The 13,651-nt window shown below is 70.9% G+C and carries 8 protein-coding genes; 5 read left to right on the top strand and 3 right to left on the bottom strand.

The features are described from left to right. Window positions 1–18 precede the first annotated feature (18 nt). From ACWEQQ_RS02665 to ACWEQQ_RS02655, 3 genes are all read left to right on the top strand, one after another. Window positions 19–1,203 (top strand): hypothetical protein, encoded by a 1,185-nt coding sequence (locus ACWEQQ_RS02665; protein ID WP_452338493.1) that lies wholly within the window; start codon window positions 19–21, stop codon window positions 1,201–1,203. A 101-nt stretch (window positions 1,204–1,304) separates the two neighbouring features. Further along, entirely contained in the window at window positions 1,305–2,492 is a 1,188-nt protein-coding gene (locus ACWEQQ_RS02660; RefSeq protein WP_452346900.1) for a hypothetical protein, read from the top strand. A 153-nt stretch (window positions 2,493–2,645) separates the two neighbouring features. After that, on the top strand, window positions 2,646–3,827 hold the full coding sequence (locus tag ACWEQQ_RS02655; RefSeq protein WP_452346899.1) for an aminotransferase-like domain-containing protein: 1,182 nt from the start codon (window positions 2,646–2,648) through the stop codon (window positions 3,825–3,827). 16 nt (window positions 3,828–3,843) lie between these two features. On the opposite strand, the gene glpK is transcribed toward ACWEQQ_RS02655, so the two are convergent. Beyond that, on the bottom strand, window positions 3,844–5,340 hold the full coding sequence (gene glpK / locus ACWEQQ_RS02650) for a glycerol kinase GlpK (protein WP_452338496.1): 1,497 nt from the start codon (window positions 5,338–5,340) through the stop codon (window positions 3,844–3,846). 82 nt (window positions 5,341–5,422) lie between these two features. On the opposite strand from glpK, the gene glpD reads away from it, so the two are divergent. After that, window positions 5,423–7,159, top strand: coding sequence for a glycerol-3-phosphate dehydrogenase (glpD, locus tag ACWEQQ_RS02645; RefSeq protein ID WP_452338497.1), 1,737 nt, complete (start codon window positions 5,423–5,425; stop codon window positions 7,157–7,159). Window positions 7,160–7,354: 195 nt separating this feature from the next. Here glpD and ACWEQQ_RS02640 read toward each other — a convergent pair whose 3' ends face one another. Together ACWEQQ_RS02640 and ACWEQQ_RS02635 are read right to left on the bottom strand one after the other, a co-directional pair. Beyond that, complete coding sequence (locus ACWEQQ_RS02640) at window positions 7,355–8,122, bottom strand: DNA-formamidopyrimidine glycosylase family protein (RefSeq protein WP_452346898.1); 768 nt, start codon at window positions 8,120–8,122, stop codon at window positions 7,355–7,357. A gap of 6 nt (window positions 8,123–8,128) precedes the next feature. After that, window positions 8,129–12,994 carry an ATP-dependent helicase gene (locus ACWEQQ_RS02635; RefSeq protein WP_452346897.1) on the bottom strand — a complete coding sequence of 1,622 codons (4,866 nt, stop codon included), beginning with the start codon at window positions 12,992–12,994 and terminating at the stop codon, window positions 8,129–8,131. A 109-nt stretch (window positions 12,995–13,103) separates the two neighbouring features. On the opposite strand from ACWEQQ_RS02635, the gene ACWEQQ_RS02630 reads away from it, so the two are divergent. Beyond that, a complete protein-coding gene (locus ACWEQQ_RS02630; protein WP_452338500.1) occupies window positions 13,104–13,649 on the top strand; it encodes a histidine phosphatase family protein in 546 nt (181 codons plus the stop codon). Window positions 13,650–13,651 lie beyond the last annotated feature (2 nt).

Here is a 13,651-nt window from a genome sequence, read left to right as displayed (position 1 = left end):
GAAGGAATTGAGCGAAACGTGAAGCACCGCAAGCCGAGTCGGATCAAGGCGAGCACCTCCCTGACGCTGGCCGGTGCGGCCGCGGTGGTGTCGCTGCTGTCCGCGCCCGCCAACGCCGCCCCCGCCGACCCGGGCGCGGTCCCGGCCGATCAGCAGCAGCCCGACGGCACCCAGCCGCCCACCGAGTCGCCCGCCCCGGACGCGAAGGCACAGGTCGTGCCCGCGCCCAAGCCGGAGAACGTGCAGCCGGGCACCACCAAGCCGCAGCAGAGCCAGCCGGGCGTCACCACCCCGACCACGCCGAACACCCCGGCACCGGACAACGGTGCGGCCAAGCCGGATTCGGGTCAGCCGCAGGGCGCCACCCAGCCGGACGGCACCACCCCGAAGCCGGACGCCAACGCGCCCAAGAGCGATCCGAACGTGCAGCCGGCCGGTACCGACCCGCAGCCCGCGCAGCCCAAGTCGCTGCGGCCCTCGCAGCCGGGTGTGACCGTGCCGCGCGTGGCGCCGCTGCCGGTGCCGGGTCAGTCGACCCAGGCCCAGCCCGCGGTCACCACCCCGCAGCCGACCCAACCGGGCCAGCAGACCCAGCCGGGGCAGCAGGGCGCCCAGCCGGTGAAGCCGAACGACCAGAACGCGCAGCCGGCCGTCACCACCCCGAGCCAGGACCCGGCCGTGGACACCATGACCGGCCAGCCGACCGTCACCCCGCAGCAGCAGCCGCACTGGCAGTCGCCCGCGGTGGACACCGCCCCGGCCGCGCCGGTGGTCGAGATGACCGGTCCGCACACCGAGCTCGGCGTCAACCTCGACGGCGGCGCGGTGCTGCCGGGCTGGGCCGCCAACACCCACCACTTCAGCAACCTGGACGGTTACGTCGGCACCATCGGCTACACCACGCCGGGCGGCCTCGGTGAGGCCGGCATGTCGCTGGACTTCACCAAGGTCAACCAGATCAAGGTGACCGCGTTCGCGGGCAATGGTCCCGACAACGACCAGAAGATGGAGTTCGTGCTCGACACCGCCGCGGCCAATGCGGCCAAGGCCGATGCCGAGAACTTCATCCGCCTGCTGCCGGGCGGCGCTACCGTCCTGGAGGCCGCGGCCCAGATTGGTAAGCTCCCCGAGGGTGATCGGCCGTCGCAATCGGTCGACGTCGCCGGGGTGACCGCGCAGGTGGGCGGTTCGGTTCAGTACTGACAGGTCCCTCAGGGACCGGATACGGTGCCGGCGGGAGCAGCGTTGTCGCGTGGGGCGGTCGGGAGCGACCGCCCCACGCGTCTGTGGCGAAAGGACGGGTGATGGCTTCGGGCAAGGACGAATCCGCCGACCGTCAGGTATCCGAGGGCCGACAGCCGGAATCGGCCGGGCCGCCGGATTCCGGGTTCGGGCCCTCGCTCAATGACTTCGGGCCGTCGCTCAATGATTTCGGTCCGTCGCTGAACGACTTCGGTCCCGCGCCCACCGCCGCCGCCCCGGGCTGGAGTCCCGCGCCCGCTCCGCAGGGTCCCGATCTGTCCTGGCGGCCCGCGGGCGCGCCGCCGCAGTTTCCCGCGCCCGACGCGTGGCAGCCGGTCACCGGTCAGTACCCGCCCGTCACCGGCATGTCCACGGGCCAGTATCCGGCTGTGGACGGCGCCGGGCAGCCCGCGATTACCACCGATGTCGAACAGACCGTGAGAATCCCGCCTGGCGGGTCGCAAGCGGCAGCCACGGACGCGGCGACGCCCCGCGCCGCCGATCCGTCGGCCGCCGAATGGAATTCGGCGGGCGGCGATGAGACCGCCGAGCCGGACGGGCCCGCGGATTCCTGGTGGCGCTCCGCGCCCAGCGGCTTCCCGCCCGCGCCGCCATCGGAATCGGCTGCGGCCCAATCGGAATCGCTGTCCTGGGCGGACGATCCGATCGCCAAGGCGCTGGCGCCGAAAACTCCTGTGCCGGAGCGCAAACCGGAGTCCGAGGGCCCGCCGTGGCGCCGGATCGGCCTGATCGCGGGCGCGGCGGTGCTGGTGCTGGCGGTGGCGGGCGCCGCGGTCTTCGCGGTCACCCGCGGCAAGGACGACACGGCGGCCGGCGGGGCCACCACCACCGGCGCGGCCGCGCCCACCGCGACCGACGCCGCGCTGAGCTGCCCGGCCAAGCAGGACGGCAAGCTCACGATCGGCAACGGCGCGGGCGGCACCGGCAGCGGCGTCGACGCGATTCTCGGCTTCGAGCACGCCTTCTACGTGGACCGCAACGGCGCGAAGGCGCGCACGTTCGTGGTGCCGGAGGCGACGACGGTCCAGCCGGCCGACGTCATCCAGCACAAGGGCATCGATCTGCTCAAGCCGGGCACCACCTACTGCCTGAAGATCGTCGAGGTCGCCCCGGAGTCCTACGACGTGGACATCACCGAGCATCACGCGGACGGCACCACCGATGTCTACACCGAGCACATCATGAGCACGGTGCGTGACGGTAAACACCTGATCATGTCGATCGAGTAGCCGGACCTGGGCGTCTTGTGCGGGCCGGGGCCGGTCCACCGGCGCCGAAGTGGACCTATCGTCCCATGATTCGGGAATGGGATTTCATATCCTGGTAGCCGTGTGACATGGTGGAATTTCGCATACCCCGGCATCGCCTTCGGAGGTGTTTCCATGTCCGCGACCTTCCCGCCCCTCGCGCGGCGTCTCGACGGCCTGCAGAGCTCGGCGATTCGTGACCTGCTCAAGCTCACCTCGCGCGCGGACATCATCAGCTTGGCCGGAGGTTTGCCGGACGCCGAACTCATGCCCCGCGACCGCATCGCGGTAGCCGCCGACGCGGCGCTGTCCGACCGCTCCCGGCTCCAGTACACCGAGTCCCCGGGCTGGGGCCCGCTGCGCGAGGTGCTGGCCGCCCGCGAGTCCGGCCGGCTGGGCCGCGCGGTCCCGGTCGAGGAGATCTTCGTGACCCACGGCTCGCAGCAGGCGCTCTCGCTGCTGTCGGAGGTGTTGCTGGACCCGGGCGCACTGGTCGTGGTGGAGGATCCCGCGTATGTCGGTGCGCTGCAGGTCTTCCGGGCCGCCGGGGCGCGTATCATGGCCGTGCCCCTGGACTCCGAGGGCATGCGCCTGGACGCCCTGCGTGAGCTGCTGGCGGCGGGGGAGCGCCCGGCCGTGGTCCACACGGTCAGCAACTTCCACAATCCGGGCGGGGTCACCCTGAGCCCCGAGCGCCGCCGCGAGCTGGCGAATCTGGCCGAGCAGTACGGCTTCTGGATCATCGAGGACGACCCGTACGGCGAGCTCTGGTTCGACCGGCCCTCGCCCGCCCCGGTGGCGACCTACTCGCCCAACGTGATCCGCCTCTCCAGCGCCTCCAAGATCCTCGCCCCCACGCTGCGCGCGGGCTGGATGATCGCCCCCGCCCCGGTGTGCCGCGCCGTGGAGCTGCTCAAGCAGGGTGCGGACCTGTGCGGTTCGGCGCTGACCCAGCAGATCACCGCGGACCTGCTCGCCGACACCGAATGGCTTGCCGGCCACGTGGATTCGGTCCGCCAGGTCTACGGCACCCGCGCCAAGGCCCTCGTCGACGCCGTGCGCGGCCGCTTCGGCGACCGCGTCTCCAGCACCGACGCCGCCGGTGGCATGTTCGTGTGGGTCGACTTCACCGACGGCACCGACACCACCGCCCTGCTGTCCCGGGCGCTCGACGTGGGCGTCGCGTACGTCCCCGGCAATGCCTTCGCCGTCTCCACGGACTACACCCACTCGATGCGGCTGTGCTTCACCACCTCCGACGAGGCGACGCTCGCGGAAGCCGTCGACCGGCTGGCCAAGGCGCACGCGTCGGCGTAGTGCTCGCAAGTAGTGCTCACACCCAGTCGTAGGTGCGTTCCACCGCCTTGTTCCATTCGCCCATGAGGTGGTCGCGCTCGGCGGCCGGCATGGCCGGGGTCCAGCGCTTGTCCTCGGCCCAGTTGGCGCGGATGTCGTCGGTGGAGGACCAGTAGTCCACCGCGAGACCGGCCGCGTAGGCGGCGCCCAGGGCGGTGGTCTCGGTGACGACCGGCCGGACCACGGTGGCGTCGAGGATGTCGGACTGGAACTGCATGAGCAGTTCGTTGACCACCATGCCGCCGTCCACCTTGAGGGTGACCTTCTCGACATCCAGGCGCTGCGCGTCGGCATCGGCGCGCATGGCGTCGATGACCTCACGGGTCTGGAAAGCGGTGGCCTCCAGCACGGCTCGGGCCAGGTGCCCCTTGGTGACGAAGCGGGTCAGGCCGGCCACCACGCCGCGCGCGTCGGGCCGCCAGCGCGGGGCGAACAGGCCGGAGAAGGCGGGAACCACGTACGCGCCGCCATTGTCGGCGACCGTGCGGGCCAGCGGTTCGATCTCCTCGGCGGCGGAGATGATGCCCAGATTGTCGCGCAGCCACTGCACCAGCGAGCCGGTGACCGCGATCGAGCCCTCCAGGGCGTAGACCGCGGGCTGATCGCCGAGCCGATAGCAGACGGTGGTGAGCAGCCCGTGCTCGCTGAAGACCGGGGTGGTGCCGGTGTTCATGAGCATGAAATTGCCGGTGCCGTAGGTGTTCTTGGTGTCGCCGGGGGACAGGCAGGCCTGGCCGAAGGTGGCGGCCTGCTGGTCGCCGAGAATGCCGGCCACTGGGACGCCGGCCAGGGCGCCGACGGTGATGGGCGCGTAAACCTCGGAGCTGCTGCGGATTTCGGGCAGCATGGCCATGGGCACGCCGAATTCGGCGCAGATCTGCGGATCCCATTGCAGCGTGCGCAGATCCATCAGCATGGTGCGCGAGGCATTGGTGACGTCGGTGATGTGCAGGCCGGTCAGGTTCCACAGGATCCAGCTGTCCATGGTGCCGAAGCACAGTTCCCCGGATTCGGCGCGCTGCCGCGCGCCCGGCACGGCGTCGAGGATCCAGCGCAGTTTCGGCCCGGCGAAATAGGTGGACAGCGGCAGGCCGGTGCGGTCGGCGTAGCGGTTGGGGCCCTGGTCGCCGGCGAGTTCCGTGGTGAGGTCGGCGGTGCGGGTGTCCTGCCAGACGATGGCGTTGTGGATGGGCTTGCCGGTGGCGCGTTCCCAGACCACGGTGGTCTCACGCTGATTGGTGACACCGGCGGCCGCCACCTCCGCGGCCCCGATGCCGCAAGTCCGCAATGCCTCGGCGATCACCGATTCGGTATTGCGCCAAATGGATTCGGGATCGTGTTCGACCCATCCGGGTCGCGGGAAGATCTGTTCGTGTTCCCGCTGAGCGACTCCGGCGATTCGGCCCTGATGATCGAAGACGATGCACCGACTCGACGTCGTGCCCTGATCGATGGCGGCCACATAGCGACGCATTGATCGAGGCTAACCGAACGGACCTACTACTGTGGGCTACGGTAGCGCTGGGTAGCCGAAAATTAGCCCGGAGGAGACTCGCATGACGAATCAATCGCGATCGCAGTTCCTCGGCCCCGAGTGGCGTGAGGCTGCCTGGGGGCGGCTCGGCAAGGACACCTTCGACGTCATCGTCATCGGCGGCGGCGTGGTCGGCGCCGGAATCGCGCTGGACGCCGCCACCCGGGGCCTGGAGGTCGCCCTGGTCGAGGCCCGCGACCTGGCCTCCGGTACCTCCAGCCGCTCCTCCAAGATGTTCCACGGCGGCCTGCGCTACCTGGAGATGATGGAATTCGGGCTGGTCCGTGAGGCTCTCAGGGAGCGCGAGCTGGCGCTGTCCACGCTGGCGCCGCACCTGGTGAAGCCGCTGAAATTCCTCTACCCGCTCACCCACCTCGGCTGGGAGCGTCCCTACGTGACCGCCGGCCTGGTGCTCTACGACACCATGGGCGGCGCGAAATCCGTTCCCGGACAGCATCATCTGACCCGCTCGGCCGCGCTGCGGCAGGCCCCCGGCCTGAAGCGCGACGCCCTCACCGGCGGGGTCAACTACTACGACACCGTCGTCGACGATGCCCGCCACACCATGACCGTCGCCCGCACCGCCGCCCACTACGGCGCGGTCATCCGCACCTCCACGCAGGTGGTCGGCTTCCTCAAGGAGGCGGACCGGGTGGTCGGCATCAAGGTGCGTGACACCGAGGACGGCCGCACCACGGAGGTGCGCGGCAATGTCGTCATCAATGCCACCGGCGTCTGGACCGACGAAATCCAGTCGCTCGCACAGCAACGCGGCCGATTCCATGTGCGCGCGTCCAAGGGTGTGCACATCGTGGTGCCGCGCGACCGCATCGCCAGCGATACCTCGCTCATCCTGCGCACCGAGAAGTCCGTGCTCTTCGTCATCGCCTGGAACACCGACCACTGGATCATCGGCACCACCGACACCGACTGGAATCTCGACCTCGCGCACCCGGCCGCCACCAAATCCGACATCGACTACCTGCTCGAACAAGTCAACAAGGTGCTGGTCACCCCGCTCACCCAGGCCGATATCACCGGCGTCTACGCGGGTCTGCGGCCGCTGCTGGCGGGGGAGAGCGACCAGACCTCCAAGCTGTCCCGCGAACACGCGGTGGCCCGCATCGCCCCCGGCCTGGTCGCCATCGCCGGCGGCAAGTACACCACCTACCGGGTCATGGCCTACGACGCGGTCGACGAAGCGGCACAGTACATTCCGCAGCGGGTACCGCCCACCATCACCGAGAAGGTGCCACTGCTGGGCGCGGACGGCTATCACGCGCTGATGAACCAGACCCCGCACCTGGCCGAGAAGTACGGCGTCCACCCGTACCGGATCCAGCACCTGCTCAACCGCTACGGCTCCCTCATCGACGAGGTGCTCGGTCTCGCCGACGGCAAACCCGATCTGCTGCAACCGATCACGGACTCGCCCGGCTACCTGCGGGTGGAGGCCGTCTACGCGGCCGTCGCCGAGGCCGCCCTGCACCTGGACGACATCATGGCCCGGCGCACCCGCATCTCCATCGAATACGCCCACCGCGGTATCGATTCCGCCGACGAGGTGGCGCGGCTGGTGGCCCCGGTGCTGGGCTGGTCGGAGGCCGATATCGAGCGCGAGGTGGCGATCTACACCGCCCGGGTCCGAGCCGAGATCGACTCCCAGACCCAGCCCGACGACGCCTCCGCCGACGCGCTGCGCCTGGTGGCCCCGGAGGCGCGCCGGGAAGTGCTGGACGCTCAGCGCACCAACTTGTAGTTGAACTCGGTGGTGCCCAGTGCGCCCATGAGCCGCACCCACAGCGGCAGCATCACCTCGGTGCCGCGGGCGGTGGTGATATCGCCCAGGTCGATGACCCTAGGCCCGGAAACCGGGCCCGGGAACGCATTTCGGCAGCGACGAATTGTGCCTGTCGCGTGAAATATCGCACCACGGCCCGGCCGCCGAGAGCGGTCAGCGGTGGGGCGGCTGGCAGCGGGGGCAGAAGTAGATGCCGCGTTCGGCGCGGGTGGCGTTCGCGTCGTCGCCGAGCAGATGGACGACCAGGGCCGTGCCGCAGCGCGGGCAGGGGCGGTGCTGGCGGCCGTATGCCTGTGCGCGCCAAGGTGGTTCGTGGGCGGCCTGGACCAGGACACGGTGGGCCTCGTCGACCAGGGTAGGCAGGTCCTCGATCTCGCCGACCGGGGTGGCGGGATGGACGCGGCGGAGGAAACAGACTTCGCTGCGGTAGATATTGCCGATCCCGGCGAGGTTGGTCTGATCGAGCAGGGCCAGGCCGATCGGGCGGCCGGGGTCGCCGGACAGGCGGCGGACCGCCTCGGCGGGATCCCAGTCCGGGCCCAGCAGATCGGGGCCGAGATGGTCGGTCGCGGTGTGTTCGTCGGGGCGGCGCAGGACTTCGACCAGGCCGAGGGAGAAGCCGACGGCTTCGGCGTCCGCGGTGGCGAGGATCAGGCGCGCGGTGAAACCCGGTCTGGTCCACCGCTGTCCGGGCGCATAGACCCGCCACTCGCCTTCCATCCTGAGATGGGTGTGGATGCTCAGGTCCGGGGTGCGGACGAACAGGTGCTTGCCGTAGGTCCCGACGCTCTCGATCTCCCGGCCCCTCAGGTCGAGGGTCGCGTATCTGGGCACCCGGAAGTCGCTGCGGGTCAGCACCTTGCCCGCCAGGGCTTTTCGGAGCCGGTTGGCGGTGAGGAAGACCGCGTCGCCCTCAGGCATGCGCGCTCACGGGCGGCTCCGTAGCCGGAAGCCCTTCGGGGTCGTCGCGAAACCGGCCTCGGTGAGGAAGCCGGCGAAGGTGTTGCCGTGCACCGATTCCCCGTTCACCCGGTCGATGACCAGGGAGTCCACCCGGCGGTCGTGGACCAGGGCGGCCAGGGCGGTGGCCGCGGCGGTGCGCACCGCCGGGTCCTCGGTGAAAGTGAGCAGGGTCTTGCCGCCGCGCTCCAGATACAGCGCGAGTTCGCCGTCGACCAGGACCACCAGCGCACCCGCCTTGCGACCGGGACGGTGTCCCGCCCCCTCGGCCGCCGCCTTGGGCCAGGGGAGCGCCGCGCCGTACGGATTCGCCGGATCGCAGGCCGCCAAGGCCACCGCGATGCCGACCGGCTCGGGTGCGAAGCCATCGCTCGCCGTGCGGGTGCGATCGGTGTCGAAGGAGCGCAGGCGGTCCACCACGTCGGTGGTCGAGAACTGCGCGCCGCCCAGCGAATCCACGAAGTATCCGCGACGGCAGCGGCCGCGATCCTCGAACTCGGTGAGCACCCGGTACATGAGTGCGAACCCGCCCGGCACGCCTTCGCTCTGCACCGAGCCGCGGGTCAGCACGCCGTACCGCTCCAGCAGCACATCGGCGGTGGCGTGGGCGCGAATCGTGGTGTCGGCCACCCGTTCCGGCAGCAGCGACCAGCGGCCCGACACCTGTGGCGAGGCGGCGCGGGCGGGCATTCCGGTGCGCGGCAGGTACATTCGACCGCGCGGGGCGCGGCGCGGCGTCCGGTGCGCGGTGGTGGTGCGGGTGGTGCCCGCCAGCAGGGCGCGCACGGGCGCGAAGGTGTCGCCGCCGATGTGCCCGGCCCACACCAGATCCCACAGTGCGGTCGTCACGGTGGCCTCGTCGTCGGAGCCGGCACTGTCCACCAGCTGCCGGAAGAAGTACGCGCCCCCGGTATTGCCCGCGACCACCTGGTATTCGCCCTTCGGCAGGGTGGTGCCGACCGGCTCCTCGCCCTCCGCCCCCGCGACCCGCGCGGCCGCATCGACGGTGCCGCCGATCACGGTGGCCCCCAGGGTCGTCAGCAGCCCGATGTGCCGTTCGGTGAGATCGATGTCATCGGGCGGCGGCAGCGTCAGCCCCGCCTGTTCGGCCGGATGCAGGGCGATCCAGCCGTCCTTGGCGGTGATCGACCCGTGCCCCGACCAGATCACCTCGCCGGTGGCCATGAGCTCGTCCAGCATGGCGGGAGAGTAGTCGCGCACCCGCAGCGGCAGGATCAGCGATTCCCACGCCGAGGCCGGAATCGGCACGCCCGCGAGCTGTTCCACCACCGCGGCGACGCCGTCGACGCCGCGCAGCTCCCCGGAGCCGACATGCTGCCAGGACGGCAGGAAGCGGCCCAGCGCGGCGGTCGCCACCGGTTCCACCTCCTTGCGGGCGGCGGCCAGCGAGCGCCGGCGCAGGCGGCGCAGCACCTCGCTGTCACACCACTCCGCGCCCGCCGCACCGGGCGTGAATTCGCCCTCCACCACCCGCTTCTCGAGCCCGAGGCGGTGCAGCGCGGTGGCCGCCACGGCCGGGCCCAGCCCGAAACGATGCGCCGCCTGCGTCAGGGTGAACGGCCCGTGCGTGCGCGCGTAGCGGCCGATCAGATCGCCCAGCGGATCGGCGACCGGCTCGATGAAGGCCGCCGGGACCCCGATGGGCAGCGGCACGCCGAGCGCGTCCCGCAGCCGCGACGCGTCCTCGATGGCCACCCACCACTGCGACCCCGCGAAGGAAACCTCCAGTGCCCGGCGCGATTTCACCAGCTCCGCGAACCATTCGCGCGGCTCCGCCACGCACCGCTCGGCCGCCTCCGCGGCCGTCAGCGGGCCCAGCAGTCGCAGCAGATCGGCCAGCCCCTCCAGATCCCGCGCCTGCCGCTCGGGCGTGAGTCGCTGCAATTCCCGCTCGGTCTGCTCCAGCACCCCGGCATCCAGCAGCTCCCGCAGCTCGACCCGGCCCAGCAGCTCCGCCAGCAGGCTGGAATCCAGCGACAGCGCCGCCGCCCGCCGCTCGGCCAGCGGGCTGTCGCCCTCGTACATGAACTGCCCGATGTAGTCGAACAGCAGGGAATTCGCGAACGGCGACGGCGCGGCCGTCTCCACCTCGACCAGCCGGATCTGCCGCCGCGCCACCCGGCCCAGCAGGTCCCGCAGCGAGGGCAGGTCGTAGACGTCCTGGAGGCACTCCCGCACGGTCTCCAGCAGGATCGGGAACTCGGGGAACTTGCGCGCCACGTCCAGCAGCTGCGCCGCCCGCTGACGCTGCTGCCACAGCGGCGCGCGTTTGCCCGGATCCCGGCGCGGCAGCAGCAGCGCCCGCGCCGCGCACTCCCGGAATCGCGACGCGAAAAGCGCGGAGCCGCCGACCTGTTCGGTCACCAGATCGTCGATCTCGTCGGTCTCGAACACGAACAGCTCGGCCCCCGGCGGATCGTCGGTGGTGTCCGGCAGGCGCACCACGATCCCGTCGTCCGACGGGGTCGGCGCGGCATCCACCCCGAACCGCTCCCGCAGCCGGGCCGCGACGGCCAGTGCCCACGGCGCGTGCACGGGCAGCCCGTACGGCGAGTGCAGCACCACCCGCCAGTCGCCCAGTTCGTCCCGGAACCGCTCGACCACCAGCGTCTTGTCCGTCGGCAGCTGCCCGGTGGCCTCCCGTTGTTCGGCGAGCAGCGCCACCAGATTCCCGGTCGCGTTCTCGTCCAGGCCCGCTGTCCGGGAGACCCGCTCGAGTTCGGATTCCGGCGTGGGCTTGCGCCCGGCGGCTTTCGAGGCGCGTGCTTTCGAAACAGCGGCTTTCGTCGAGTCCGCCGCCTCGGCTTCGGGATCGTGACCCGCGGCGAATTCGGCCAGAGCCTGTGCCAATTCGACGGGAGCTCGCCCCTTGGATTTCCCGGTTGCCTTCGGTCCGGCCGCCGGGGGCTCGGCCGTGCCCCGGCCGGCCGCGCGGTGTTGTTCGACGGCCTGTCCGGCGAGGCGCACGAATTCACCCAGCGCCGCGCCCAATTCGGCGGGGCGGCCCAGGGAATCGCCGTGCCAGAAGGGAAGCCGGCCGGGGAGCCCGAAGGCGGGTGTCACCAGTACTCGATCGAAGGTGATCTCCTCGATCCGCCAGCTCGTCGCACCCAGGGCGAAGACATCGCCCACCCGCGACTCGTAGACCATCTCCTCGTCGAGTTCGCCGACGCGGGACGCTTTTTCGCCGACCATGAAGACCGGGAACAGGCCGCGGTCCGGAATCGCCCCGCCCGAGGTCACCGCCAGCCGTTGCGCGCCGGGGCGGCCGGTGAGGGTGCCCGCGTCGCGGTCCCAGACGATGCGCGGCCGGAGTTCGGCGAACTCGTCGGAGGGGTAGCGTCCCGCCAGCAGGTCCAGGACCGACTCGTAGGCCGAACGGGGCAGCGCCGCATAGCTTCCCGTGCCGCGGACGGTGTCGAACCAGGCGTCGGCGTCGATCGACTCCAGGGCGCAGGCCGCCACGGTCTGCTGGGCGAGGATGTCGAGCGGGTGGGCGGGGACCTGGAGTCGCTCGATCTGCCCCGCCGTCATGCGCAGGGACGCCACCGCGCAGTGGATGACATCGGTGCGGTGCTTGGGGAAGATCACGCCCCGCGAGATCTCACCCACCTGGTGCCCGGCCCGGCCCACCCGCTGCAACCCGGAGGCTACCGACGGCGGCGCCTCCACCTGTACCACCAACTCGACCGCACCCATGTCGATGCCGAGTTCGAGGCTGCTGGTGGCGACCACGCAGCGCAGCCGCCCACTCTTGAGGTCGTCCTCGATGAGCGCCCGCTGCTCCTTGCTCACCGACCCGTGATGGGCGCGCGCGAGAAGCGTTGTGGCGCCGTGGATCACCTCCGTGGACGCGCCCAGTTGGGCGGGCGGCGCGTGCTCGGTGTCCACCGTCTCGCCGATGCGCGCCGCATACGCCTCGTTCAGGCGCGCCGTGAGCCGCTCCGACAGCCGCCGCGAATTCGCGAACACGATCGACGACCGGTGCTCGAGCACCAGATCCACAATGGCCTCGTCCACGTGCGGCCAGATCGAGCCCGGTTGATCCGAATCCTCGGCGCCCGCATCGGGTTCGGTCATATCGGGCACCGGCACCCGTACCGACAGGTCGAAGGTCTTGGGCGCGGGCGGCGCGACAATGGTGATGGGCGCGCTCCCGACCAGGAACCGCCCCACCTCCTCCGGCGGCCGCACCGTCGCCGACAGCCCGATCCGCTGTGCCGGACGTTCGAAGCCCGGGGAGGCGGAGCGGAGCAGGTCCAGTCGTGCCAGTGAAAGTGCCAGGTGCGCACCGCGTTTCGACCCCGCGATGGCGTGCACCTCGTCCACGATCACCGTGTGCACCCCGCTCAGCGTCTCCCGCGCCGCCGAGGTCAGCATGAGGAACAGCGATTCCGGGGTGGTGATCAGAATGTCCGGCGGCGTGCGCTGCATGGTGCGCCGATCCGCGGCGCTGGTGTCACCGGAGCGCACCCCCACGCGAATCTCCGGTGCTGCCACACCCAAACGCTGGGCCGTCTGCGTGATCCCGACCAGCGGCGCCCGCAGATTCCGCTCCACATCCACGGCCAGCGCCTTGAGCGGAGAGATATAGAGCACCGATGTCTTGCGCGGCCCCTCGACCCGTTCCCGGGTGGCCAGCTGGTCGATGGCCCACAGGAACGCGGACAGCGTCTTGCCCGACCCCGTGGGCGCGATCACCAGCGTGTGCTGCCCCGCCGCGATCGATTCCCACGCCCCCAGTTGCGCGGCCGTCGGCGCGGGGAACGCACCGTCGAACCACTCTCTGGTCGCGGGTGAGAACCGATGCATTGCCCCAGTCTGCACCCGCGCACCGACAGACTCCGCCAATCTGTGGGGGCAACCCCGTCATACACGGCATCGCGATACGCCTCCAGATCCCGCGCGTAGGCTTCGGACCGTGCAGAAGGTGCTCCGACTCGACCTGGTCAGTCACGGTATGACCGAGGCGATGCGCAGAGCACGATTCCCGGTCGATGAACCCCTCACGGACGCGGGCCGCCGCGCGGTCTCCGCCTGCGGCCGCCTGACCGCCGCCCGGGTGATCACCGCCCCCGAGCGCCGCACCGTCGAAACCGCCACCCTCATGGGACTCACGGGCGACGAGGACGATCGACTACGCGATCTCGACGCCGGGGCCTGGCGCGGTGGCGAACTCATGTCCGTGCCCAAGGAAGACCTCTATCTCTGGCTGACCGACCCGGGCTTCCGCGGTCACGGCGGCGAGGCGGTGGTCGACGTCATCGAGCGCACCGGCGAATGGCTCGCCGATATCGCCCTCGACGGCGAACCCACCATTGCCGTCACGCATCCCGCGGTGATCCGCGCCGCGCTGCTGGTCACCCTCGATGCGCCAGCAAAGTCCTTCTGGCGCATCGATGTTCCGCCCGTCACCGTCACCCGGCTGCACTATCGGGGCGAATGGACGCTCCACTTCCGCCCGTGACC

It is taken from the genome of Nocardia sp. NPDC004123 (assembly GCF_053603795.1).
The sequence above is the reverse complement of the archived record's forward strand: the minus strand, read 5'-3'. Positions and strand labels throughout refer to the sequence as shown.